Annotated in this window: 24 protein-coding genes; 12 read left to right on the top strand and 12 right to left on the bottom strand. The window is 68.8% G+C overall.

The genetic code is table 11. The features are described 5' to 3' along the window. Positions 1-128: 128 nt before the first annotated feature. On the bottom strand, positions 129-1,148 hold the full coding sequence (locus C3942_RS03560) for an AraC family transcriptional regulator (protein WP_104228935.1): 1,020 nt from the start codon (positions 1,146-1,148) through the stop codon (positions 129-131). Positions 1,149-1,250: 102 nt separating this feature from the next. On the opposite strand from C3942_RS03560, the gene C3942_RS03565 reads away from it, so the two are divergent. Together C3942_RS03565 and C3942_RS03570 are read left to right on the top strand one after the other, a co-directional pair. After that, the gene (locus C3942_RS03565) at positions 1,251-2,750 is read left to right on the top strand and encodes a flavin-containing monooxygenase (protein ID WP_104228936.1); all 1,500 of its coding nucleotides are present in this window, start codon (positions 1,251-1,253) and stop codon (positions 2,748-2,750) included. 7 nt (positions 2,751-2,757) lie between these two features. Continuing rightward, a complete protein-coding gene (locus C3942_RS03570) occupies positions 2,758-3,537 on the top strand; it encodes an alpha/beta hydrolase (protein WP_165797300.1) in 780 nt (259 codons plus the stop codon). Between the two features lie 84 nt (positions 3,538-3,621). Here the strand turns inward: C3942_RS03570 and trpE are convergent, their stop codons facing one another. Together trpE and rpe are read right to left on the bottom strand one after the other, a co-directional pair. Beyond that, positions 3,622-5,052: an anthranilate synthase component I gene (gene trpE / locus C3942_RS03575; RefSeq protein ID WP_104228938.1), complete on the bottom strand. Its 1,431-nt coding sequence runs from the start codon at positions 5,050-5,052 to the stop codon at positions 3,622-3,624. Between the two features lie 160 nt (positions 5,053-5,212). Beyond that, complete coding sequence (gene rpe, locus C3942_RS03580) at positions 5,213-5,905, bottom strand: ribulose-phosphate 3-epimerase (RefSeq protein ID WP_104228939.1); 693 nt, start codon at positions 5,903-5,905, stop codon at positions 5,213-5,215. A gap of 63 nt (positions 5,906-5,968) precedes the next feature. Here rpe and C3942_RS03585 point away from each other — a divergent pair, with 63 nt between their 5' ends. The 3 genes from C3942_RS03585 to C3942_RS03595 are packed head-to-tail and all read left to right on the top strand — an operon-like array spanning position 5,969 to position 7,638. Then, the gene (locus tag C3942_RS03585) at positions 5,969-6,853 is read left to right on the top strand and encodes a phosphoribosylaminoimidazolesuccinocarboxamide synthase (protein WP_104228940.1); all 885 of its coding nucleotides are present in this window, start codon (positions 5,969-5,971) and stop codon (positions 6,851-6,853) included. Positions 6,854-6,901: 48 nt separating this feature from the next. Continuing rightward, the gene (locus tag C3942_RS03590) at positions 6,902-7,273 is read left to right on the top strand and encodes an MAPEG family protein (protein ID WP_104228941.1); all 372 of its coding nucleotides are present in this window, start codon (positions 6,902-6,904) and stop codon (positions 7,271-7,273) included. An 8-nt stretch (positions 7,274-7,281) separates the two neighbouring features. Further along, positions 7,282-7,638, top strand: coding sequence for a hypothetical protein (locus C3942_RS03595; RefSeq protein WP_104228942.1), 357 nt, complete (start codon positions 7,282-7,284; stop codon positions 7,636-7,638). A 215-nt stretch (positions 7,639-7,853) separates the two neighbouring features. Here the strand turns inward: C3942_RS03595 and C3942_RS03600 are convergent, their stop codons facing one another. Both C3942_RS03600 and C3942_RS03605 read right to left on the bottom strand, forming a co-directional pair. Further along, entirely contained in the window at positions 7,854-8,150 is a 297-nt protein-coding gene (locus C3942_RS03600) for a hypothetical protein (RefSeq protein ID WP_133164224.1), read from the bottom strand. Positions 8,151-8,245: 95 nt separating this feature from the next. Next, positions 8,246-8,713: a phasin family protein gene (locus C3942_RS03605; RefSeq protein ID WP_104228944.1), complete on the bottom strand. Its 468-nt coding sequence runs from the start codon at positions 8,711-8,713 to the stop codon at positions 8,246-8,248. A 225-nt stretch (positions 8,714-8,938) separates the two neighbouring features. On the opposite strand from C3942_RS03605, the gene C3942_RS03610 reads away from it, so the two are divergent. From C3942_RS03610 to C3942_RS03620, 3 genes are read left to right on the top strand one after another with little or no spacing between them, the layout of a single operon-like run. Further along, the gene (locus C3942_RS03610; protein WP_104228945.1) at positions 8,939-10,249 is read left to right on the top strand and encodes a YihY/virulence factor BrkB family protein; all 1,311 of its coding nucleotides are present in this window, start codon (positions 8,939-8,941) and stop codon (positions 10,247-10,249) included. 58 nt (positions 10,250-10,307) lie between these two features. Next, entirely contained in the window at positions 10,308-11,996 is a 1,689-nt protein-coding gene (locus C3942_RS03615; protein ID WP_104228946.1) for an AMP-binding protein, read from the top strand. Beyond that, the gene (locus tag C3942_RS03620; protein WP_104228947.1) at positions 11,993-12,820 is read left to right on the top strand and encodes an SDR family oxidoreductase; all 828 of its coding nucleotides are present in this window, start codon (positions 11,993-11,995) and stop codon (positions 12,818-12,820) included. The genes C3942_RS03615 and C3942_RS03620 overlap by 4 nt, the downstream gene beginning before the upstream one ends. 85 nt (positions 12,821-12,905) lie before the next feature. Here the strand turns inward: C3942_RS03620 and minE are convergent, their stop codons facing one another. The 3 genes from minE to minC form a co-directional block, all read right to left on the bottom strand. Further along, positions 12,906-13,169 carry a cell division topological specificity factor MinE gene (gene minE / locus C3942_RS03625; protein ID WP_104228948.1) on the bottom strand — a complete coding sequence of 88 codons (264 nt, stop codon included), beginning with the start codon at positions 13,167-13,169 and terminating at the stop codon, positions 12,906-12,908. A 3-nt stretch (positions 13,170-13,172) separates the two neighbouring features. Then, a complete protein-coding gene (minD, locus tag C3942_RS03630) occupies positions 13,173-13,982 on the bottom strand; it encodes a septum site-determining protein MinD (protein ID WP_104228949.1) in 810 nt (269 codons plus the stop codon). Between the two features lie 91 nt (positions 13,983-14,073). Further along, the gene (gene minC, locus C3942_RS03635) at positions 14,074-14,829 is read right to left on the bottom strand and encodes a septum site-determining protein MinC (RefSeq protein WP_104228950.1); all 756 of its coding nucleotides are present in this window, start codon (positions 14,827-14,829) and stop codon (positions 14,074-14,076) included. A 159-nt stretch (positions 14,830-14,988) separates the two neighbouring features. Here minC and C3942_RS03640 point away from each other — a divergent pair, with 159 nt between their 5' ends. Next, positions 14,989-16,491, top strand: coding sequence for a circularly permuted type 2 ATP-grasp protein (locus tag C3942_RS03640; RefSeq protein WP_104229021.1), 1,503 nt, complete (start codon positions 14,989-14,991; stop codon positions 16,489-16,491). Continuing rightward, the gene (locus C3942_RS03645) at positions 16,491-17,426 is read left to right on the top strand and encodes an alpha-E domain-containing protein (protein WP_104228951.1); all 936 of its coding nucleotides are present in this window, start codon (positions 16,491-16,493) and stop codon (positions 17,424-17,426) included. Before C3942_RS03640 ends, C3942_RS03645 begins: the two co-directional genes overlap by 1 nt. 6 nt (positions 17,427-17,432) lie before the next feature. Here C3942_RS03645 and C3942_RS03650 read toward each other — a convergent pair whose 3' ends face one another. Together C3942_RS03650 and C3942_RS03655 are read right to left on the bottom strand one after the other, a co-directional pair. Continuing rightward, positions 17,433-18,755: an adenylate/guanylate cyclase domain-containing protein gene (locus tag C3942_RS03650; RefSeq protein WP_104228952.1), complete on the bottom strand. Its 1,323-nt coding sequence runs from the start codon at positions 18,753-18,755 to the stop codon at positions 17,433-17,435. A gap of 66 nt (positions 18,756-18,821) precedes the next feature. Next, the gene (locus C3942_RS03655; RefSeq protein ID WP_104228953.1) at positions 18,822-19,598 is read right to left on the bottom strand and encodes a proteasome-type protease; all 777 of its coding nucleotides are present in this window, start codon (positions 19,596-19,598) and stop codon (positions 18,822-18,824) included. Positions 19,599-19,749: 151 nt separating this feature from the next. Between C3942_RS03655 and C3942_RS03660 the strand changes: the two genes are divergently transcribed. Together C3942_RS03660 and C3942_RS03665 are read left to right on the top strand one after the other, a co-directional pair. After that, positions 19,750-20,349: a 2-hydroxychromene-2-carboxylate isomerase gene (locus C3942_RS03660; protein ID WP_104228954.1), complete on the top strand. Its 600-nt coding sequence runs from the start codon at positions 19,750-19,752 to the stop codon at positions 20,347-20,349. Between the two features lie 12 nt (positions 20,350-20,361). After that, on the top strand, positions 20,362-21,222 hold the full coding sequence (locus tag C3942_RS03665) for a DUF4339 domain-containing protein (RefSeq protein ID WP_104228955.1): 861 nt from the start codon (positions 20,362-20,364) through the stop codon (positions 21,220-21,222). Here C3942_RS03665 and C3942_RS03670 read toward each other — a convergent pair. Together C3942_RS03670 and fliJ are read right to left on the bottom strand one after the other, a co-directional pair. Continuing rightward, positions 21,213-22,088: a flagellar hook-length control protein FliK gene (locus tag C3942_RS03670; RefSeq protein WP_133164225.1), complete on the bottom strand. Its 876-nt coding sequence runs from the start codon at positions 22,086-22,088 to the stop codon at positions 21,213-21,215. The genes C3942_RS03665 and C3942_RS03670 overlap by 10 nt on opposite strands. Further along, positions 22,085-22,519, bottom strand: coding sequence for a flagellar export protein FliJ (fliJ, locus tag C3942_RS03675; protein WP_104228957.1), 435 nt, complete (start codon positions 22,517-22,519; stop codon positions 22,085-22,087). Before fliJ ends, C3942_RS03670 begins: the two co-directional genes overlap by 4 nt. Between the last annotated feature and the right edge of the window lie 3 nt (positions 22,520-22,522).

The following is a 22,522-nucleotide window of genomic DNA, read 5'->3' on the forward strand; positions in this document are numbered from 1 at the left end:
GCGGCAGGCCGGGCCGGGATGCCTTGCTCAGGAGCGACGCCAACGGTTCATTTGATGATCTGCGGTATGCGGGTCTGGGGCGCACATTCTAGCCGGATGCCGTCTCCGAACGGAAAAGGCCGGCCCCTTCAGGGCGCCGAAGACAGGCCGCGGGCGCGGATCACCGAGGGGGAACGGCCGAACCATCGCGCACAGTTGCGGCAGAGCACGGTCTGGTCGGCCAGGCCGAGGATGTCGGCGACATGGGCCAGCGGCACCTCCGATTCGGTGAGCCAGCGCCGGGCCTGGTCGCGGCGCACGGCATCGACGATGTCGGAGAAGGCGGTGCCCTCGGCCTCCAGCCGGCGCTGCAGGGTACGCGGATGCAGGCCCAGCAGGCGCGCCACCACTTCGCGGCGCCCGCGGGTGCTGGACAGCGCGCGGCGCAGGATTTCCTCCACCTGCTCGGCCATGGTCTTGCCGCCTCCCTCGAAGGCCAGCGCCAGGTATTCGAGGCTGAGGCGGTGCAGCGCGGCGACGGCACCGCTGAGGCTCTGCTGCAGGAAGCCGCTGGGCACGACCAGTTCGGCATGCGTGCGGCCGAACTCCACCGGGTGGCCGAAGAATCCGGCATAGCGCTGCGGCGCTGCCAGGGGCGCATGCGGCAGGGTCACGCCGAGCAGCGGCAGCGCGGACTGCGCCAGGAAGGCGCTGAAGTGATGCAGGTCGCCCAGGCACAGATCCATCAGCTGGCGGCGCGACTGCCAGCTCGGCGTGATCAGGGTCAGGCGCAGGCTGGTCTGCCCCGGCAGCGGCCACTCCGGGTGCAGGCTCACGCGGATGCCGTTGGAATGCGTGTGCAGGAAGCCGCTCAGCACCTTCATCGCCTCACCCATGGTCGAGGCGTTCTGCGCCGCGATGGCCAGCGGTCCCAGGATGCCGATGTCCTGCCGCTCCGCGATCTGCAGGCCGAGGTCGGGGCAATCGATCGCCTCGCTGGCCAGCTCCAGCAACTGGCCGTAGGCCGGCAGGGAAATGCGCAGCTCCTCGTCGGCCAGCGCGGCGCGAGGGATCTGCAGGCGGTCCATCAGGGGTTCGATGGCCATGCCGCGCTCGCGCAGGGCCTCGACGGTCCCGCGCATGCCGGCGGCCCGGACGAGGGTCGACATGTCTCCAATTGCAAAACCTCTGTCTCCAAAAGTCAAGCATACTCGCCACGGTCCCGGGAAGATGCGCTCACGAAAGCTCGAACACGCAGTGAGGAGATCAAAATGAGCAAGATCCTGGATGTGGTGATCATTGGCGCCGGCGTCTCCGGCATCGGCATGGCCTGCCGCCTGAAGACCGAGCAGCCGCACAAGTCCTTCCTGGTGCTGGAGCGCCGCCAGCGCGTCGGCGGCACCTGGGACCTGTTCCGCTACCCCGGCGTGCGCTCGGACTCGGACATGTTCACCTACGGCTTCCAGTTCAAGCCCTGGCGCGACTACCGCACGCTGGCCGACGGCGCCAGCATCCGCAACTACCTGGGCGACGCCGCGCAGGATTTCGGCGTGGCCGACCGCATCGAATACGGCATCCACTGCACGGCGGCGGACTGGGACAGCCAGGCGCAGCTCTGGACCATCAGCGCCACCCATGAGCCCAGCGGCGAGAAGCGCAGCTACCAGGCCCGCTTCGTCGTCAGTGCCCAGGGCTACTACAACTACGACCAGGGCTACCGCCCCACCTTCCGCGGCGAGGACCAGTTCCAGGGCCAGATCGTCCACCCGCAGCAGTGGCCGGAGAACCTCGACTACAGCGGCAAGAAGGTCGTGGTGATCGGCAGCGGCGCCACTGCCGTGACCCTGGTGCCGTCGATGGCCGAGAAGGCCGCCAAGGTCACCATGCTGCAGCGCTCGCCCACCTACATCTTCTCGCTGCCGGGCTGGGACCGCATGACCCAGGCGCTCGACAAGCTGCTGCCCACCGGCTGGAGCTACGCCATCGCCCGCAAGCGCAACCTGGAGATCTGGCAGACCACCTACAAGCTCTGCAAGCGCTTCCCCAAGGCCACCCGCCGCTTCTTTGTCGGCCAGGCCAAGCGCCATCTCGGCGAGCGCTACACCGACAAGGACTTCAACCCCAAGTACGAGCCCTGGGACCAGCGCCTCTGCGCGGTACCGGACGCCAACCTGTTCACCGCGATCCGCAAGGGCCGCGCCGACGTGGTCACCGACGGCATCGAGCGCTTCACCGAGAACGGCATCCGCCTGGCCTCGGGCCGCACGCTGCAGGCCGACATCATCGTCACCGCGACCGGGCTGCAGGTGCAGATGTTCGGCGGCATGGCGTTGAACGTCGATGGCGTGCCTTACAAGACCGCCGAGAAGATGGCCTACAAGAGCGTGCTGCTGCAGGACCTGCCGAACTTCGCCTGGATCTTCGGCTACATCAACCTGTCGTGGACCATGAAGGCCGACATGTCCAGCCTGTTCCTGTGCCGCCTGTTCGCGCACATGGACCAGCAGGGCCAGGCCGTGGTGATCCCGCGCGACCGCGAGAATGCGCGCCTGGAGACCAGCGTGCTCGACCAGCTCAGCGCCGGCTACGTGCAGCGTGCCAAGCACCTGCTGCCGCGCCAGGGCAGCAAGATGCCCTGGATCGTGCGCCACAACTACCAGGAAGACCGCGAGATGATGCTGCGCACGGCGATCGCCGATCCAGCGCACCTGGAAATGCAGCCGCCGCGCCCCGCCACCACCCAGCCCGAGCCCCTGCGCCGTGCGGCCTGAGGCGGCGGTGGACGCACCCTCGATCCTGCTCGTCCACGGCGCCTGGCACGGCGCCTGGTGCTGGGAGCGGCAGTTCGCACCCCGGCTGCGCGAACTGGGGCACCCGGTGGAGACGCTGGACCTGCCGCGGCACGGCGGCAAGCCGGGACCGCAGAGCATCGGCTTTCCGTCGATCCGCGAGTACGCCGATGCCGTGGAGGCCGCCGTGGCCCGCAGCCCGCGGCCGGTGGTGGTCGCGGGCCATTCCATGGGCGGCTTCACGGTACAGAAGCTGATGGAGCGCCGGCCGAAGAACCTGGCCGGCGCCGTGCTGGTCGCCGCCGCACCCCACCAGGGCGTCATCAACGTGGTGCTGCACCTGCTGCGCACCCGGCCCCTGGAGCTGCTGCGATCGGTGGCGACGATGGACCTCTACTACCTCGTCCGCGAGCCGCGCTTCGCCCAGGCGCTGTTCTACAGCAGCGGGCTCGACGCGAAGACCGTGGAGGAGTACTGGAAGCCGATGACCAACGAGTCCTTCCGCGCCTTCCTCGACATGATCTTCCTCGATCTGCCGAGCCCCAGGCGCGCAGATCCGGCCTTGCCGAAGTGGGTGATCGGCGGCGAGCTGGACGTGATCTTCCCGCCCGACATCGTGCGCGGCACGGCCAAGGCCTATGGCGTCGAGGCCAAGCTGTACCCGGACATGGCCCACAACCTGATGCTCGACAAGGGCTGGGAGCAGGTCGCCTCCGACTTCTCGGACTGGGTCCGCTCCATCGGCGGCGCCGCCCGCCGGGCGGCCTGAGGAAACCGGAAGCAACGAGGCCCGGCCCTTCACGGGACCGGGCCTCGCGTTTTCAGCCCGTGGGTCGCCACGGGCGGGCAGGGCTCAGGACGAGGCCTCGTTGGCCGCGTTCATCATCGCGCGCGCCTTGTTCATGGTCTCGGTCCATTCGGAGGCCGGGACCGAGTCGGCCACCACGCCGGCACCCGCCTGCACGTGCACCTGCCCGTCCTTGATCACCGCGGTGCGGATCGCGATGGCGGTATCCATGTTGCCGTCCCAGCCCAGGTAGCCGACGGCGCCGCCGTAGATGCCGCGCTTGACCGGCTCCAGCTCCTGGATGATCTCCATCGCCCGCACCTTCGGCGCTCCCGACAGCGTGCCCGCCGGGAAGGTCGCCGCCAGCGCGTCCAGCGCATCCACGCCGGCCTTGAGCTGGCCGGTGACGTTGCTGACGATGTGCATCACGTGGCTGTAGCGCTCGATCACCATCTTGTCGGTCAGCTTCACGCTGCCGGTGGCGGAGACGCGTCCCACGTCGTTGCGGCCCAGGTCGATCAGCATCAGGTGCTCGGCGATCTCCTTGGGGTCCGCCAGCAGTTCCTGCTCCAGCGCATGGTCCTCTTCCGGCGTCGCCCCGCGCTTGCGGGTACCGGCGATGGGACGCACCGTCGCCATGCCGTCCTGCACGCGCACCAGGATCTCCGGGCTGGAACCCACCACGTGGTGATCGCCCAGGTCCATGCAGTACATGTAGGGAGAGGGGTTCAGGCGGCGGATCGCGCGGTACAGCCGCGCCGGATCGGCCTTGAACGGTGCCGACAGCCGCTGCGAGGGCACCACCTGCATGCAGTCGCCCGCCGCGATGTATTCCTTGATGCGGTCCACCGCCGCGCAGAAGCGCTCCTCCCCGAAGCCGGAATGGAACTCCAGCGGCTTGCCGGCATGGGGCGCCACGCGCGGCAGCACCAGCGGCTCGGCCAGCTTGCCGGCGATCTCGTCCAGGCGCCGCTCGGCCCGTTCCAGGTCCTCCTTCGAGGAGGGGTCGGCGTGCACGACCAGGGTCATGGTGGCGCGCAGGTTGTCGAACACCACGACCTCTTCCGACCGCATCAGCAGGATGTCGGGCGTGCCCACCGGGTCCGGCTTGGGCCGGTCCAGGCGCGGCTCGAAGTAGCGCACGCAGTCGTAGCCGAAGTAGCCCACCAGGCCGCCGCTGAAGCGCAGCGGCTTCTGCTGCGGCCGCGGACGCACGCGGGCCTGGTACTGGCGCACGAAGGCGATGGGGTCGGCCACCTCGGCCTCCTCCACCGGGCGGCCGTCACGCTCCACCGTCACATGGTGGCCGCGCACCTTCAGCACCTCGCGGCAGGGCAGGCCGATGAAGCTGTAGCGGCCCCACTGGTCGCCGCCATGGACGGATTCCAGCAGGTAGGAATAGGGCTTGTGGGCGAGCTTGAGATAGACCCCGACAGCGGTGTCGAGATCGCCCGGCAGTTCGCGCGTCAGCGCGATGCGGTTGTAGTTGGCAGACATCAGACTTCCTTGTGACGCGCTCGCCGCGAGCGCGGCAAGTGTGATTATTGATTGAACTTTATAGTTTCAAACGATCAATCGTCACCAGCGCCATCGTGCCGACGGCGTCTGCGCTGCGGAGTTGCGGAAGGTCTTCATGCGGTCATTCTAGCAACAGGCCTCAGGCGGAGGCGATGGCGGCGCGCATCGCCTGGATCGTGCCGGCATAGGCCTTGGCATTGAAGATCGCCGAGCCGGCCACGAAGGTGTCGGCACCGGCGGCGGCGATCTCGCCGATGTTGTCCACCTTCACGCCGCCGTCGATCTCCAGGCGCACCTCGCGGCCGGTGGCGGCGGTATAGGCATCGATCTTCTCGCGGGCCTGGGCCAGCTTGGTCAGGGCCGAGGGCAGGAAGGACTGGCCGCCGAAGCCGGGGTTGACCGACATCAGCAGCACCATGTCGACCTTGTCCATGACGTAGTCGAGATAACTCAGCGGCGTCGCCGGGTTGAACACCAGGCCGGACTTGCAGCCGGCGTCGCGGATCGCCTGCAGGCTGCGGTCCACGTGCCGGGTCGCTTCCGGGTGGAAGGTCACGTAGTCCGCGCCGGCCTTGCAGAATAGCTGGGCCAGGGCATCCACCGGCTCCACCATCAGGTGCACGTCGATCGGTGCCTTGATGCCGTACTTGCGCAGGGCCTCGCAGATCGTCGGCCCGAAGGTCAGGTTGGGCACGTAGTGGTTGTCCATCACGTCGAAATGGACGATGTCGGCGCCGGCGGCCAGCACGCGCTGCACATCCTCGCCCAGGCGGGCCAGGTCGGCGGACAGGATGGAGGGCGCGATCAGGGGCGGCAGCTTGCTCTTGGACATTGGCGGCACCGGGTATGGGGCGCGTATTATCCGCGCAAATTTCCCGCCGGCCAACGCGCAGTCATGTCCGCCCTCTACGAATCGACGATCACCAGCCTGCCCCGCATCCACGGAGGCAAGGTGCGCGACATCTTCGCCCTGGGCGACAAGCACATGCTGATCGTCACCAGCGACCGCCTCTCGGCCTTCGACGTCATCATGCCCCGTCCCATCCCGGGCAAGGGCGCAGTGCTCAATGCCGTGACCGAGTTCTGGATGCAGCGCTTCGCCTCGCTGATCCCCAACCACTCCGCCCCGGAGATCAACCTCGCCGACTGGCTGACCCCGGCCGAACTGGCCGAGTGCGAGGGCCGCGCCGTGGTGGTCAAGAAGCTCAGGGCCATCCCCGTGGAATGCGTCGCCCGCGGCTACCTGATCGGCAGCGGCTGGAAGGACTACCAGCGCAGCGGCACGGTCTGCGGCATCCCCCTGCCCCCTGGCCTGCAGCTGGCGCAGCAGCTGCCCGAGCCGATCTTCACCCCGGCCGACAAGGCGCCGGCCGGCCAGCACGACGAGAACATCTCCTTCGCCGAGGTCGAGGCCAAGGTCGGCAAGGAACTGGCGGCGCAGCTGCGCGACGTGACGCTGACGATCTATCGCCAGGCCGCCGAGTACGCCCGCGGCCGCGGCATCATCATCGCCGACACCAAGTTCGAGTTCGGCCTGGACGAGAATGGCCGCCTGCACCTGATCGACGAGGTGCTGACGCCGGACTCCTCGCGCTTCTGGGACGCCGAGGGCTACCGCCCCGGCATCAGCCCGCCGAGCTTCGACAAGCAGATCGTGCGTGACTACCTGGAGACGCTGGACTGGGACAAGAAGGCCCCGGGGCCGGCCCTGCCGGACGAGATCGTCGAGCGCACCGGCGCCCGCTACCGCGAGGCCCAGCGGCGGCTCACGGGCGCCTGAACGCCCATGCTATAAACCCGTCACGACCAATATTCGGGGAGTGACGGGATGACGATTGCCTTCTGGTGCGTGCTGGTCGCGGCATTGCTGCCCTACATGTTCGCGCTGGGGGCCAAGTGGACCCGGCGCTACGACAATGCCCGCCCGCGCAGTTCGATCGAGCAGAACCAGGGCTGGCGCCTGCGCGCGCACTGGGCCCACCTGAACAGCTTCGAGGCCTTCGGACCCTTCGCCGCGGCGGTGATCATCAACCACCTGGCCAAGGGCCCCAGCGCCGCCGCCGACACGCTGGCCCTGGCCTTCATCGGCTTGCGCCTGGTCTATGCCGCGCTCTACGTTGCCGACAAGCCCACCGCCCGCTCGCTGGTCTGGACCGCAGGCATCGCCTGCGTCGTCGCACTGTTCGTCAACGCCGCCTAGGAGCCGTCATGCAGATCAAGATCGAAATCGACGTGAAGCCCGAGGAACTGCGCCGTTTCCTGGGCCTGCCTGACGTGTCGGGGCTGCAGGACGACATCGTCGCCTTCCTGCGCGACAAGGTCGGGGCCGCCGGCGAGTTCGACGCCGCCGGCTTCGTCAAGCAGAACCTCGACAACCTGCGCAAACGGGGTCCCTGGAAGAACATCGTGGCGCGCGTGATGCCGGGCGACGACGACGAGGCGCCGCTGCCCAAGGCCCGCAAGTCCGCGCGCAAGCGCGCGGCCGGCGGGCGGGGCGCCGCCAAGAAGACCGAGGTGGGCGAGAACGAGTCGGGGCCGAGCGAGAGCGAGATCGGCGGAGGGTGAGGCAACACGCTTTGGCAATGCCTGAATGGCACTGCCAGTGTCGCCGAACGCCCGGCCATGGATGGCCGGGCCGCACCCACTCCTCTCCCCTTGCGGGAGAGGTAGCAAAAAGACCGGCGCAGGCGGGGTAAGTACTGGAACCTGCGCCGGTCCCCTACAGCAACCGTAGCGCCGTCCATGGCAGGGACCCTGCGGCCCCATTCCAGCGGCAGCCCTCAGGCCGCTTTCTTCACCGGCGCCGTCAGGTCGCTGACGAACCCGTTCCACAGTCCGCGGCGCACGTGATGGTCGCGCACGAAACGGTTGCGGGTTTCCGGCAGCAGGTCGATCTGGTCGCGCAGCAGTTCGCCCAGGCTGCGCGCCCGGCGCGCCACGCGCAGGCGCTCGTTGACCCCTTCCAGGTGGCCCTGAAGGGAGCCGGCCTCGTGCAGCGCGATGAGTGCGACGCCGCCGAGAACGCGGTCGAGATAGATCCCGCCCTTCTCCTGCGTGGTCTTCACTATCTGACTCATCGGTTACCTCATTTCTACAAAAAAGGGCCGGAGTTTCCCCCGGCCCTCAGGCGCCATCCGTCAGATGGCGAGGGAACGCATTCCCCGAGCCGGCCTTAGGCCTTCACAGCCTTCTTGGCCTTGGAAGCCGTCTTCTTCACGGTCTTCTTGGCTTCGGCGGCAACCTCGGCAACCACGGTCTCTTCGCCGGCGATCTTGGCGGAGATGGTCTCGTAGCCAGCCTTGAAGGTCTTCACCAGCTCGTCGCTGGTCTTGGTCACGACGGCGACGCTGTCGTTGTAGGCAGCCAGGACGCGGTCCTTGCCTTCCGGCAGGTAGGCGACCGGGTTGGCGGCCACGGCCTTCACGCCGTCCGTCTTGGCCTTGGTGAAGCTGGTCTGCGCCACGGCGAGCAGATCCTTGCCGGCGGCGACGTTCGTGTCGACCAGCGTCTTCACGCCTTCAACGACGATCGCGTTGGCGGCCTTCAGGGTTTCGAAGCCGGACTCGACAACGTCCTGGCCACGGGCCACGACGACTTCGCCGCGGGCTTTGACATCGGTGATGATGGTTTCAACGCTCATGAAAAATTCACTCCTGATCAGCAACAAGTTCCCAGTACCATTTCCCCAACAATTGCTGCGATGCAACATTGTTGCAGTGCATCATATTCAGCGCCCCCGGTGATGTCAACGCGCCGGGAGCGCCGCGCCGACGAACGGCAGGAAGCCTCTGAAATGTCTTGCGAAGATTCCGGAAGCCTCGGATTCCACTAGGATTTTCACCTTCGCATGAGGTATGGTGACGGGATGAAACAGCGCATCCAGCAATTGCTGCACGGCCTCTGGGACCTCGACCAGGTGGCCCGCTATCCGCAGACCCTCGTGCGGATGGCCCGCTATGTCTTCGTGCTGGTCCGGGACCTGGTGGAAGGGCAGCTCAACATGCGGGCCATGGGGCTGGTCTACACCACCCTGCTGTCCATCGTGCCGCTGCTGGCCCTGGCCTTCTCCATGCTCAAGGCCCTGGGCGTGCACAACTCCCTGGAGCCGGTCTTGCTGGAGGCCCTGCGCCCCCTGGGCAGCCAGGCCACGGTGATCACCGGCAACATCATCGGCTTCGTCGAGAAGGTGAATGTCAGCGTGCTGGGCTTCGCCGGCATCGCGCTGCTGTTCTTCTCGGTGATCTCGATGATCCGCAAGGTCGAGGAGAGCTTCAACTTCATCTGGCGCATCGACCGGCCGCGTCCATTGTCGCAGCGGCTGGGCGAGTACCTGGCGGTGATCACGGTAGGCCCGCTGCTGATCGTGCTGGCCCTAGGGATGACCGGCTCGGTGATGAACAGCGGCTTCATGTCCTGGATCGTCGGCTTCGAGCCCTTCGGCCTGCTGATGTTCATGCTGACCAAGCTGCTGCCCTACCTGCTGATCGTGGGCCTGTTCACCTTCCTGTATGCCTTCATGCCGAACACCCGCGTGCAGCTGCGCGCCGCGTTCTGCGGCGGCGCCCTGGCGGGCGTACTGTGGCAGACCGGCGCCGCGCTGTTTGCCTCGATCGTGGTCAATGCCACCAACTACAACGCGATCTACTCCAGCTTCGCGATCCTGATCCTGCTGCTGATCTGGCTGTACCTCGGCTGGCTGATCCTGCTCACCGGCTGCCAGCTGGCCTACTACGTGCAGCATCCGGAGCAGATCCAGCCGCACAAGGTGCCGCCGCTGCTGTCGGGCAAGCAGATCGAGTACCTGGCGCTGATGGTGATGGGCATGACCGGCCGCCGCTTCCTGGCCGGCGAGCCCGCCTACACCGAGGAAGAACTGAGCCTGGCCCTGAACGCCGCCCCGGAGCACGTGGCCCGGGTCACCGACAACCTGATCTACCACGGCCTGCTGACCGAGTCGGGCCCCGACCGCACCCGGCTGGTGCCGGCCATGGACCTGGACTCCATCCCCCTGGCCCGCCTGTGGCGCCTGGCCCGCGCCGGCAACGACGTCATGCCGCAGAACCGCGACCCGCTGTCGGCCCCGGCGCATGAACTGCTGGAGGGCGCCGAGCGGGCCTTCGAGCAGCACAGTGAAGGCATCAGCCTCAAGCAATGGCTGAGCGGGCAGCGGAACTGAAGCCCCCGCCAGGCCTCAAAACGCTACACTTCGCGCCCCCGAAGACGGATTCACCCGCATGAGCAGCACCGCAAACCCGCTGGAGCGCCCCTGGCTGCAGGAATACAGCGAAGGCGTGCCCGCGGACATCGACCCCAGCCTCTACGCCTCGGCGGTGGACCTGCTGGAGCAGAGCATCGCGCGCTTCCGTGACCGCGTCGCCTTCGACTGCCTGGGCGCCAGCCTGAGCTACGACGAGCTGGACCGCTCGACGCAGGACTTCGCCTCCTACCTGCAGAACGTGCTGGGCTTCCACAAGGGCGACCGCGTCGCGGTGATGATGCCCAACCTGCTGCAGTACCCGGTGGCCCTGTTCGGCATCCTGCGCGCCGGCATGACGGTGGTGAACGTCAACCCGCTGTACACGCCGCGCGAACTGGAGCACCAGCTGCGCGACAGCGGCGCCCGCGCGATCGTGGTGGCGGAGAATTTCTGCGCCACGCTGGAGAAGGTGCTGAAGCAGACGCCGCTGGAATGCGTCATCACCACCCAGGTCGGCGACCTGCTGCCCTTCCCCCGCAGCCTTCTGGTCAACGCCGGCGCGAAGTACCTGAAGAAGCTGGTGCCGGCCTGGCAGATCGATGGCGCGGTGCCGCTGCGCGCCGCGCTGGCGCGCGGCAAGGCCCAGCCCTACATGCGCATCGAGCTGGGGCGGCAGGACATCGCCTTCCTGCAGTACACCGGCGGCACCACCGGCCTGTCCAAGGGCGCGACGCTGACGCACGGCAACATCGTCGCCAACCTGCTGCAATGCCGCGCCTGGCTGGCGCCGCTGCTGCGCGAGGGCGAGGAGACCGTGGTCACGGCGCTGCCGCTGTACCACATCTTCGCCCTGGTCGCGAACGGCCTGGTGTTCATATCGCTGGGCGGCCGCAACGTGCTGATCACCAACCCGCGCGACCTCCCCGGCTTCGTCTGCGAACTGTCGCGCCACCGCTTCACCGCGCTGACCGGCGTCAACACCCTGTTCAACGGCCTGCTCAACACCCAGGGCTTCGCGGAGCTGGATTTCTCCGCGCTGAAGCTCAGCCTCGGCGGCGGCACCGCCGTGCAGCAGGCCGTGGCCGAGCGCTGGCGCGAGGTCACCGGCAAGCCGCTGACCGAGGCCTACGGCCTCACCGAGTGCTCGCCCGGCGTCTGCTTCAACCCGCTGCACAAGCCGGACTGGAACGGCAGCATCGGCCTGCCCCTGCCCTCCACGCTCGTGAGCATCCGCGACGACGACAACCGCCCTCTGCCGCAGGGCCAGGCCGGCGAACTCTGCGTGCAAGGCCCGCAGGTGATGCAGGGCTACTGGCAGAAGCCGGAGGAGAACGACAAGGTCTTCACCCCCGATGGCTGGCTGCGCACCGGCGACGTCGCGGTGATGGACGAGCGGGGCTACTTCACGATCGTGGACCGCAAGAAGGACATGATCCTGGTGTCCGGCTTCAACGTATACCCCAACGAGATCGAGGCGGTGGCCGCGCTGCACCCGGGCGTGCTGGAATGCGCCTGCATCGGCGTGCCCGACGACAAGTCCGGCGAGGTCCCCCGGCTCTACGTCGTGCGCAAGGATCCGGCGCTGACGGCGGAAGCCCTGCTGCAGTTCTGCCGCGCGAACCTGACCGGCTACAAGGTGCCGAAGCAGGTGGTCTTCGTCCAATCGCTGCCCAAGACCAACGTCGGCAAGATCCTGCGCCGCGACCTGCGCGACGCCGCCGCATGAAGACGATCCTGATCACCGGCTGCTCCAGCGGCATCGGCCGCGCGCTGGCGCTGGAACTGCGGGCGCGCGGACATACCGTCTGGGCCACCGCGCGCCGCCCGGAAACCCTGCAGGACCTTGAAGCCCGCGGCATCGTCGCCGCCACGCTGGACGTGGACGACGCCGCCAGCATCGCCGCCCTGGCGGCGCGGCTGCAGGCCGAAGGCATCGTGCCCGACGTGCTGGTCAACAACGCCGGCTACGGCGCCATGGGCCCGCTGGCCGAGATGCCGGCGGAGGAATTGCGCCGCCAGTTCGACACCAACGTGCTGTCGCTGATGGCGGTCACCCAGGCCCTGCTGCCGCCGATGATGCGGCGGCGCAGCGGCACGGTGGTCAACATCGGCAGCGTCTCCGGCGTGCTCGTCACGCCCTTCTCCGGCGCCTACTGCGCGACCAAGGCGGCGGTGCACGCGCTGAGCGACGCGCTGCGCATGGAACTGGCGCCCTTCGGCATCCGCGTGATGACGGTGCAGCCGGGCGCGATCCGCTCGCAGTTCGGCGCCACCGCGACGGCCGGCGCCGGCGAACGCGCGGCAGGCCCTTCCGCCTACGCCGCCGTGGCCGACGCCATCATGGCGCGCGCCGGCGCCTCGCAGCAGGATTCGACCTCCGCCGAGGATTTCTCGCGCGTTCTGGCCGACGCCATCCTCTCGCCCCGCCCGCCGGCCCTGATCCGCATCGGCCATGGCAGCCGCGCGCTGCCGGCACTGCAGCGCTGGATTCCCACCGGCCTGCTGGACCGGGCGCTGCGCAGGAAATTCCGGCTGGACCAGCCGCTCTGAGCCCGAACGGACGCGGGAGCGGCTTCAGTCGCGATCCCCTTCCGGGAAGGATCGCGGCTGAAGCCGCTCCCGCTCGGACCCCCGCCTAGCGCTGCGCGTCCGGCAGCGCGATGTTCATCTCGAGGACTTCCAGCCCGTCCTCGCGCTGCAGCTGCACGTTGACCGCGCTGTCGGGCACCTGCACGTACTTGCGCACCACCGCCAGGATCTCCTCGCGCAGCTGGCCGATGTAGGCCGGGCCGCCGCCCGGACGCCCCTCGCGCTGGTGCGCGACGACGACCTTGAGCCGCTCCTTGGCGATGGACGCCGTATTCTTGGGTTCTGACCTGAAGAACTTGAGCCAGTCCATGGATCAGTTCCCGAAGAGCTTGTTGAAGAAGCCCTTCTTCTCCGCGGTCAGGAAACGATGCGGGCGGTCCTCGCCCAGGAAGCGCGCCACCAGGTCGTCATAGGCCAGGCCCGCGTCGGTGTCGCGCGAGGCGATGACCGGCGTGCCGGCATTGGAGGAGGTCAGCACGGCCGGGGACTCCGGGATCACGCCCAGCAGGGGGATCGCCAGGATCTCCTTGACGTCGTCCACCGAGAGCATCTCGCCCCTCTCGACGCGGGCCGGGTTGTAGCGCGTCAGCACCAGGTGCTCCTTCACGCGCCCGGCGCCGGACTCCACCTTCTGGGTCTTGCTGGCGAGCAGGCCCAGCACGCGGTCGGAGTCGCGCACCGAGGACACCTCGGGATTGGTCACCACCAGGGCCTCGTCGGCGAAGTACATCGCCAGGTGGGCGCCCTTCTCGATGCCGGCCGGCGAGTCGCAGATGATGTAGTCGAACTCCTGCGCCAGCTCCTTGAGCACTTTCTCGACGCCCTCGGGGTTGAGCGCGTCCTTGTCGCGGGTCTGGCTGGCGGCCAGTACGTAGAGGTTCTCGAGCTGCTTGTCCTTGATCAGCGCCTGGCGCAGGTTGGCCTCGCCGTGGATCACGTTGACGAAGTCGAACACCACGCGGCGCTCGCAGCCCATGATCAGGTCGAGGTTGCGCAGGCCGACGTCGAAGTCGATGACCACGGTCTTCTTGCCGCGCATGGCGAGGCCCGTGGCAAAGGAGGCGCTGGTGGTGGTCTTGCCCACTCCACCCTTGCCGGAAGTCACTACGACGATTTTCGCCACTGGAGTCCCTTTAAAAAGTCAGTCCCGGATGCATCGAGGTTTCGGGTAGCGGCCAGGGCCGCAGCCGAGGTGTCGGGCAGCGGCCAGGCCGCTACCAGTCCAATCTTTCAATTTTAAGCTTGCCGTCGGCAAGCCAGGCCTGCACGGGCTTGCCGCGCAGGTCGCCTTGCATCTGGTCCGCCACGGCATAGACGCCGGCGATGGCCACCAGTTCTGCCTCGAAACGGCGGCAGAAGATGCGCGCCTGGGTGTCGCCGCTGGCCCCGGCGATGACCCGCCCGCGGGCCGCGCCGTAGACGTGGACGCAGCCGTCGGCCACCACCTCGGCGCCGGCGCCGACCAGGTTCATGGCCACCAGGTCGGCGCCGGCAGCGTAGATCTGCTGGCCGGAGCGCACCGGCTCGGTCACGATCTTCGTCGGCGCCCGCTGCGCGGGAGCGGGGGCGGCCGGGGCCGGGGGGGGCGCCGCGGGTGCCGGGGCCGGTGCGGCGGCAGGCGCCGGAGCCGGAGCGGCCGGAGCTTCGGGCCGGCTGGCCGCGGCCGGGCGGGCCCCGCGTCCTTCCGGCGGCAGCACCGCCAGGCCCCAGTTGCGGGCCGACTCGTTCAGGGGACCGTCGCTGACGCCCAGGGGCTGCAGGCCGGCGGTGCGCAGGGCCGACAGGATGCCGCCCAGCTCCAGCGCCTGCTCCGCCTCGATCACCACCGGCATGCCCTGCATGGCCGGCGGCATGGACTTGGCGAAGTCGCGAATCTGCTCCTCCACCGTGAGGGGATCGTGGGCGAGCACACGCAGCCGGCTGACCGACAGCATGCGCCCCTTGAATTCAAGCGCTTTGGTGGATGTCATGGGTGAGCGGATTTTACACGGCCGTGACAGCTTGCGGACGCCCGGACGGCTCGCGGGCCCTGTACCGGCCGACACTGGCCTATGTTTTGCTAAGGCTGTGCTAGTTTACCGACAACACAGGACCACACAGCCTTGGACGGCCTACCGATGGGTACCGGGATCGACTGGCGGCAGTATCGCTGCGAGAAGTTCTATGACGAGCTGTTCGAGGCGCCGGGCAAGCCCCGGCCGGCGGCCCGGCATCTGGCCGAGTACCTGGATGACCTCTCCGAAACGGAACTGGGGGAGCGCCGCCTGGCCGCCGAGCTGGCGATCCGGGTCATGGGCATCACCTTCACGGTCTACACCGAGGGCAAGAACGTCGACCGGGCCTGGCCGTTCGACATCATCCCGCGCACCATCCCGCGCTCGGAGTGGCAGCGTACCGAGGCCGGGCTCAAGCAGCGCGTACAGGCCCTGAACCACTTCATCCAGGACATCTACGGCGGGCAGAAGATCGTCAAGGACGGAATCTTCCCCGCCGACCTGCTGGAGGAATCGGTCAACTTCCGCCCGCAGTGCGTCGGCATGCGTCCCAAGAACGGCATCTGGGCGCACATCTGCGGCAGCGACCTGGTGCGCCACGCCGACGGCACGCTCTACGTGCTGGAGGACAACCTGCGGGTGCCCTCCGGCGTCAGCTACATGGTGGAAAACCGCCTGGTGACCAAGCGCGTGTTCCCGGAAATCTTCGAGAACATGAACATCCTGCCGGTGGACGACTATCCGGCGCAGCTCTACGACACCCTGGCGGCGATGTCGCCGCGGCCGGGCGAGATGCCGAACATCGTCCTGCTGACCCCGGGCATCTACAACTCGGCCTACTTCGAGCACTGCTGGCTGGCCCAGCAGATGGGCATCGAGCTGGTCGAGGGCCAGGACCTGTCGGTGGGCGACGACGACTGCGTCTACATGCGCACGATCTACGGCCCGCAGCGGGTGGACGTGATCTACCGCCGCATCGACGACCTGTTCCTGGACCCGGAAGCCTTCCGCGCGGACTCGGTGCTGGGTGTCAGGGGCGTGATGCGCTCCTGGCTCAAGGGCAAGGTCGCGCTGGTCAACGCGCCGGGTGCCGGCGTGGCCGACGACAAGGTGGTGTATTCCTTCGTGCCGGCGATGATCAAGTACTACCTGGGCGAGGAGGCGATCCTGCCCAACGTTCCGAGCTATCTCTGCATGGATCCCAAGCAGCGCGACTACGTGCTGGCCAATCTCGACAAGCTGGTGGTGAAGCCGGCCAACGAGTCCGGCGGCTACGGCATGCTGATCGGCCCCAATTCCACCAAGGCCCAGCGCGAGCAGTTCCGCGAGCTGATCCTGGCCAACCCGCGCAACTACATGGCCCAGCCCACGCTGGCGCTGTCCACCGCGCCGACCCTGACCGAAGGCGGCATCGAGCCGCGCCACCTGGACCTGCGTCCCTTCATCCTGTCGCGCGGCGACAGTACCTACGTCACCACCGGCGGCCTCACCCGCGTGGCGATGGTGAAGGGCTCGCTGGTGGTGAACAGCTCGCAGGGCGGCGGTGCCAAGGACACCTGGATCGTCGACATGGAAGGCGCGGCCGAATCGGCGCAGTCCCAATCGCAATCGCAGGCCGCCGGCGCGGAGGCCGTCTGATGCTCTCCCGCGTCGCCGACAACCTCTACTGGTTCGGGCGCTACCTGCAGCGTGCCGAGAACACCGCCCGCATCGTCAACGTCCACGGCCACCTGATCTTCGACCTGCCGCGGCAGGTGGAATTCGGCTGGCTGCCGCTGGTGCAGATCCTCGGCCAGGAGGAGCAGTTCCGCGAGCGCTACAACGGCGATTCCGGCGAAGCGCAGATCATGCGCTTCCTGCTGCTGGACGAGCAGAATCCCGCCTCCATCATCTCCTCGCTGCAGCATGCCCGCGAGATCCTGCGCACCATCCGCGAGTGCGCGCCGCGCGAGGTCTGGGAGCGCCTCAACGATCTGCACTACCTGCTGCAGGAGAAGGGCGACAAGGCGCTGTCGCGCTCCAAGCGCCAGGAATTCCTGCAGCAGATCATCGACGGCGCGCTGCTGATGTACGGCATGATCGGCGCCAACATGAGCACCGACGTGGGCTACCACTTCCTGCGCATCGGCGCGTCGATCGAGCAGGCCGACATGACCACGCGCATCATCGACGTGCGCTCGTCCAGCCTGATCAAGCCCAAGGCCGCCGAGGACCTGGCGCCGTTCCAGAACATCCAGTGGATGGGCGTGCTGCGCTCGCTGATGGCCTACCAGATGTTCCGCCGCCACGTGCGCGGCCGCGTCAACGGCCCCAACGTGCTGCGCTTCCTGCTGCAGAACCGCGAATTCCCGCGCAGCGTCACCTACTGCCTCAACGCGATCTCCCAGACCCTGCCCAGGCTGCCGCCGGACCGCCCGCTGCAGCGCACGCTGGACCGCTGCCGCGCGCTGGTGATGGACGCCGACGTCGACCGCCTGATGCTGGGCGGGATCAGCGAGGTGATGGACGAGATCCAGCTCGGCCTGGCCGACGTGCACGCGGGAGTCAGCAAGGCCTGGTTCCAGGCCGCCTGAGCGCCGCTACGCCGGCAGCGCGTGGCGCAGGTTGCGGTGCGGCACCGGCTCGGCGAAGCCCTTGACCTGCACCGGCGGCCGCGGCTCCAGCCGCGCCGGTGCCGCCGTACCCGCCAGTTCCAGCGTCCGTTCCGCCGCCAGGATCTCGCCGTCGGCCGCCTCCTCGCAGAGCCGCGAGGCCAGGTTCACGGCCGAGCCCACGGCGGTGTACTCGTAGCGGTCGCCGGCGTCGATGGCGCCCACCGTGACCGGCCCGCTGGCAATGCCGAGCCCCACGCCGAGGCGCGGCGCGCCCGCCGACCAGCGCTGCGCGGCGGCGCTCACCGCCGCGCGGATGCCGTCGGCCATCTCCAGGGCCCGGGCGGCATGGTCCGCCACCGGCAGCGGCGCCCCCACCAGCACCAGGATGCCGTCGCCGGCCAGGTCCTTGATCGTGCCGTCGTAGCGCGCCACCACCTCGCAGGCCACGCGGTAGTACTCGCGCAGCACGCCGATCACCTGCGCCGAGCTCTGGACCTGCGAATAGGCGGTGAAGCCGCGCAGATCCACGCAGACCACGCTCAGCTCCAGGCTGCTCTCGCGCATGGCCTGCTGCAGCCCGCGCCGGCGCACCAGCTCGGCCACGCGGCGCGACAGGAAGCGCGCCATGAACTCGCCGCGCTGTCCCTGGATCACCAGGTAGTGCATGGTCGCCGCCAGGATCAGCAGCAGGCCCAGCGTCATGCTCAGGATGGCGATGTCCTCCGGCATGACCATGGCGAAGCCGAGGAAGGGAGTGGCGGCGATGCAGCCCAGCGCCCGGATGTACTCGGGGCGGTCGGGGCGGCGGCGCAGGAACAGCAGGCTGCCGACCACCGCCGCCAGGATCGCCAGGAACAGCGGGCCGGCAAAGAGCCAGAATCCGAGGCGATGGGCTGCTTCCAGTCCGCCGCTGCCGAAGGCGTTGAGGAAGACGTTGACGCGCAACCCCGGCGCCAGCAGGCCGGCGGCGGCGAAGACCAAGCTGCCGGCCTGGCCGGCGCGCAGCAGGCGGTCGGCGAAACGCGGATCGAGATCGCCGGCCGAGGTCTGGTGGCGCACCCGCAGGATCCACTCGAGGAAGGCATAGATCGCCAGCGCATCGGCCAGGGCCAGCCAGCGCGCCCAGGCCGGCATGGCGTTGAGCTCGTGCAGCGGCATGCCCAGGCCCACCGACACTCCCATGGCGACCAGGGCCAGGGCCAGGGCACGGGTGGTGGGGGAGCCGCGGTCGGCACTCCAGAAGGCCAGCGACATGCCGATGGCGAGCAGGGCCAGCAGGCCACTGGGCAACAGCGTCAGCAGGTCCATGGCTTCCCCGGAAACGGTTTCCGGCCCATCTTCGGCCGGAAGGCGCCCTGGGGCAAATGGGGCCCTTTACTGCGGCGGCAGCGGCAGGTTCTGCTGGTTGGGGTCCGGCTCCCACTCGAACTTGGGCAGGGCCTCGCGGAACACCTTCTCCAGCTGCTCGCCCCAGGCCTTCTTCAGGGCGGCGTAGTAGGGGGTGTCCAGGTCCAGGCGCAGGCGGTGGGCGATGGCCAGGGCATCGCGCGGCAGGATCGCCATGTCCAGCGGCGGTCCCACCGTGAGGTTGGACTTCATCGTGGAATCCAGCGACACCAGGGCGCAGCGGGCCGCGTCCTCCAGCGAGGTCTGGCTCATCTTGATCATGCGGTCCAGGATCGGCTTGCCGTACTTGCTCTCGCCGATCTGCAGGTAGGGCGTTTCCGGCGAGGTGGCGATGCAGTTGCCTTCCGGATAGATCAGGTACAGGGCCGGCTCCTCGCCCAGGATCTGGCCGCCCAGGATCAGGGTGGCGCGGAAATCGACATTGCTGTACTGGCCGCCCTGGGAGAAATCGCGCTGCGAGCGCACCAGCAGCTGGCCGATGTACTCGGCCGCGTCGTACATGTGGCGCACGCTGCGCAGGCTGACCCCGCCGGGGTCGCCGTTCCAGTCACGCCAGGCGTGGTTCAGCACCGCCTGGGTGGTGGCGAGGTTGCCGGCGGACAGCAGGACGAACACGCGCTCGCCCGGCAGCTCGAAGGTGTGCAGCTTGGGGTGCGAGCGCACGTCGTCCACACCCGCGGTGGTACGGGTGTCTCCGGCGAAGACGAGGCCGTCGTTCACCTTGATCGCTACGCAGTACGTCATTGCCCTCTCATCTCGCTGGTCGGTCCGGCGGGGGCGGCATTGTAGGTCTGCCCCGGCGCGGCGCAAATGGCCGGCGCGCCGCTGGTCATGCACACGCCATGCCATGCCGGTCCCCGGTAGTATGGCGGCATTCATATTGGGAGAACCAGCAATGACGCAGCGGACCATCGAATTCTTCTGGGATGCGGCCAGCCCCTACACCTACCTGGCGGCCACGCAGATCGAGGCGCTGGCGCAGCGCTGCGGCTGCAGCCTGCAATGGCGCCCCTTCGTGCTGGGCAAGGCCTTCGAGGCCACCGGCAACCGCGCCCCGGCGCAGATCCCGGCCAAGGGCAAGTACCTGTTCAAGGACCTGCGCCTCTGGGCCAAGCACTACGGCGTGCCGCTGTTCTTCCCCCGCGTGTTCCCGGTCAACAGCCTGACCGCCGGACGCATCGGCTGCGCGCTGCCGCCGGAGCAGGTGGGCCGCTGGGCCCAGGCGGTGATGACGGCCTACTGGACCCGCGACGCCGACATCAGCCAGGCCGAGGTGCTCAAGGGCGTGGCCGACGCCGCCGGCTTCGACGGCGCCGCCCTGCTGGCGGCGGCGCAGGAGCAGCCGGCCAAGGACCTGCTGCGCGCCAATACCGAGGAGGCGGTGGAGCGCGGCGTGTTCGGCGCGCCGACCTTCTTCGTGGGCGAGCAGATGTTCTGGGGCAACGATCGCCTGGTGCTGCTGGAGGACTATCTCAACGGCAAGCTGGCAGCCTGAGGCAAGCGGCCCATGCAGGAAAACCAGGACAGCGGCGCCCGGGTCTGGTGGTATGCCAACGGCACGCAGCAGCATGGGCCGATCAGCGCCCATGAGTTGAAGCGCATCGCCGCCGAGGGCGGCCTGCAGCCCGATGCCCTGGTCTGGCGCGAGGGCATGGCCGAGTGGATCGCGGCGTCCTCGGTGCGCGGCCTGATGCCGGAGACGCCACCCCCTGCTCCTGCCCCGGACTTCACCGAGGTGTCGCCGGCTCCCGCGCCCGGCGCACCGCCAGCCTGGGCGGCCGCCAGCGCCCGCCCGGTGGACAACGAGGCGCCCTGGTTCGCGGTGTCGACGCGCAAGCTGCTGGTGATGTCGATCTTCACCTTCAGCTTCTACAGCCTCTACTGGTTCTACAAGCAGTGGTGGCGGGTGAAGCAGCGCGAAGGCTCGGACATCCTGCCGTTCTGGCGTGCCGTGTTCGCGATCTTCTTTGCCCACTCCCTGTTCAAGCGCATCCGCGCCGAGGCGGACGCCGCGCGGCTGCCTCACTCGTTCGAAGCCGGCACGATGGCGGTGGCCTTCATCGTGCTCTCGCTGGTGGGCAACTTCCTGCCCGGCCCCCTGACCCTTGTCGCGATGCTGTCCGTCTTGACCTTGACGCCAGCACAGGAGCTGGCCAACCGGATCAACGCGCAGGTCGCGCCTGATCATCCACGCAACGATCGCTACAGCAGCCTCAACATCACGGGAATGGTGCTGGGCGGCCTGATGCTGGTGATGGCGTTCCTGGGCTCCATGCTGCCCGAGGAAGCAGCCGAGGAAGCGCCGCGGCGCAAGCCGGGCAGCTCTGCACCGGTGGCGCTGTCGGCGCCCGACAGCCTTCAGGCGTAGTCGTCGACCAAGCCCACGCGGTAGAGCCGGCGGCCAGCGCCGGATACCGGCTCTTCGGACAGGCCACGGCCCTCACCACGGCGCGGGGCCGGCAGCGCCGCGACCTGGGAGCGGCCCATGTCCATGCCCTGCCCGTTCAGCAGGCCGCGCAACTGCGGCAGCGACTGCGCCAGCAAGTCACGCGTGGCGGCATTGGCCGCCTGGAACGACACGTCCGCCAGCGAACCCTGCGTCTCGATACGGATGCGGATCGGCCCCAGTTCCTCCGGGTGCAGGTCGATGGTGGCCTCCGACAGGCCGGATTCGGTGGCCCAGCTGACGCGCTCACCCAGTGACGCACTCCAGTCCGGGTCTTCCGGCGACAGGGGCGGCAAGACCGGCGCCGACGGCAAGGATGCCGCGGCGGCCGGCGTGCCGGGCGCCGCCGCTGTCGGTGCCGGCAACGGCGCCGACAGCGTGAAGGCCGGTGGCGCGGTGGCGTCCGGCGGCGGCGGCAACGGCGCCTCCGGCGTATCGGGCAAATCCTTCAGGGCAGCCGGCAATGCCACCGCCGGCTCCGCGACTTCAGCCGGCATCGACGGCAGCGCGACCGGTGCATCGTTGGCCGCCACCGGCGGCGGCGGCGCCACGGGCGGAGCCATCGACAGCAGCCAGTCGACCAGCCCGGCCGGCGCCGCGACATCGCCCTCGCCATCCGCCCCCGTCGCGGCGGCATCGACCGCGTCGGCAACGGGAGTGGCCATGTCCGCGGTATCGGGCAACAGCAGGCTGAACAGCGGCAGCAGCGCGGCATCGGGCACGGACGCCGCCGCTGGCGGCGCGGCGGACGGTGCGGCAGGCGCCGTCACGGCGGGCAAGGCCGTCACGTCAGGCTGTCCTTGGCCGCGGCAAAGCGGCGCAGCGCCAGTTCATCCGCGCCGCGCTGCTCGCGGCGTTCGTCCTGGCGCTGCTCGCGGCCGCGGTAGCAGGCGGCGAGCTGGTCCAGCACGGACACGTCGCGGCGCTTCAGCAGCCAGGCGGCGCGCTCGGCCTCCACGGCCAGGCGCGCATCCTCCACCGCCTGCACCTGGAAGCGCTCGGCCTCGCGCAGGCGCGACAGGAAGGCCTGGCGGTTGAGCATCAGCGCCGCCGTGGGACCGGCGGGCGCGGCGGCGTACTCGTCGGCATAGCGGCGCAGTTCCACCAGTCGCGCCTCCTGCTCGGCATGGCGGCGCTGCACCTCGGCCAGGCGGCGCGCCGCCTCGTCCTCGCGCCGGTCGGCGAGGGTCTGCAGAGGGACCAGGCGGCGCGAATTCATGCG

It is taken from the genome of Solimonas fluminis, from assembly GCF_002930645.1.
Classification (GTDB): domain Bacteria; phylum Pseudomonadota; class Gammaproteobacteria; order Nevskiales; family Nevskiaceae; genus Solimonas_A; species Solimonas_A fluminis.

Bases quoted from the DNA above. Each gene is read 5' to 3' on its own strand.
- fliJ (WP_104228957.1), bottom strand. From the start codon at position 22,519: ATGAATTCGCGCCGCCTGGTCCCTCTGCAGACCCTCGCCGACCGGCGC.
- minE (WP_104228948.1), bottom strand. From the start codon at position 13,169: ATGGACTGGCTCAAGTTCTTCAGGTCAGAACCCAAGAATACGGCGTCC.
- C3942_RS03655 (WP_104228953.1), bottom strand. From the start codon at position 19,598: ATGACGTACTGCGTAGCGATCAAGGTGAACGACGGCCTCGTCTTCGCC.
- C3942_RS03605 (WP_104228944.1), bottom strand. From the start codon at position 8,713: ATGAGCGTTGAAACCATCATCACCGATGTCAAAGCCCGCGGCGAAGTC.
- minC (WP_104228950.1), bottom strand. From the start codon at position 14,829: ATGACATCCACCAAAGCGCTTGAATTCAAGGGGCGCATGCTGTCGGTC.
- rpe (WP_104228939.1), bottom strand. From the start codon at position 5,905: ATGTCCAAGAGCAAGCTGCCGCCCCTGATCGCGCCCTCCATCCTGTCC.
- C3942_RS03620 (WP_104228947.1), top strand. From the start codon at position 11,993: ATGAAGACGATCCTGATCACCGGCTGCTCCAGCGGCATCGGCCGCGCG.
- C3942_RS03645 (WP_104228951.1), top strand. From the start codon at position 16,491: ATGCTCTCCCGCGTCGCCGACAACCTCTACTGGTTCGGGCGCTACCTG.
- C3942_RS03650 (WP_104228952.1), bottom strand. From the start codon at position 18,755: ATGGACCTGCTGACGCTGTTGCCCAGTGGCCTGCTGGCCCTGCTCGCC.
- C3942_RS03610 (WP_104228945.1), top strand. From the start codon at position 8,939: ATGAAACAGCGCATCCAGCAATTGCTGCACGGCCTCTGGGACCTCGAC.
- C3942_RS03560 (WP_104228935.1), bottom strand. From the start codon at position 1,148: ATGTCGACCCTCGTCCGGGCCGCCGGCATGCGCGGGACCGTCGAGGCC.
- C3942_RS03590 (WP_104228941.1), top strand. From the start codon at position 6,902: ATGACGATTGCCTTCTGGTGCGTGCTGGTCGCGGCATTGCTGCCCTAC.
- C3942_RS03565 (WP_104228936.1), top strand. From the start codon at position 1,251: ATGAGCAAGATCCTGGATGTGGTGATCATTGGCGCCGGCGTCTCCGGC.
- trpE (WP_104228938.1), bottom strand. From the start codon at position 5,052: ATGTCTGCCAACTACAACCGCATCGCGCTGACGCGCGAACTGCCGGGC.
- C3942_RS03595 (WP_104228942.1), top strand. From the start codon at position 7,282: ATGCAGATCAAGATCGAAATCGACGTGAAGCCCGAGGAACTGCGCCGT.
- C3942_RS03600 (WP_133164224.1), bottom strand. From the start codon at position 8,150: ATGAGTCAGATAGTGAAGACCACGCAGGAGAAGGGCGGGATCTATCTC.
- C3942_RS03660 (WP_104228954.1), top strand. From the start codon at position 19,750: ATGACGCAGCGGACCATCGAATTCTTCTGGGATGCGGCCAGCCCCTAC.
- C3942_RS03615 (WP_104228946.1), top strand. From the start codon at position 10,308: ATGAGCAGCACCGCAAACCCGCTGGAGCGCCCCTGGCTGCAGGAATAC.
- C3942_RS03585 (WP_104228940.1), top strand. From the start codon at position 5,969: ATGTCCGCCCTCTACGAATCGACGATCACCAGCCTGCCCCGCATCCAC.
- C3942_RS03665 (WP_104228955.1), top strand. From the start codon at position 20,362: ATGCAGGAAAACCAGGACAGCGGCGCCCGGGTCTGGTGGTATGCCAAC.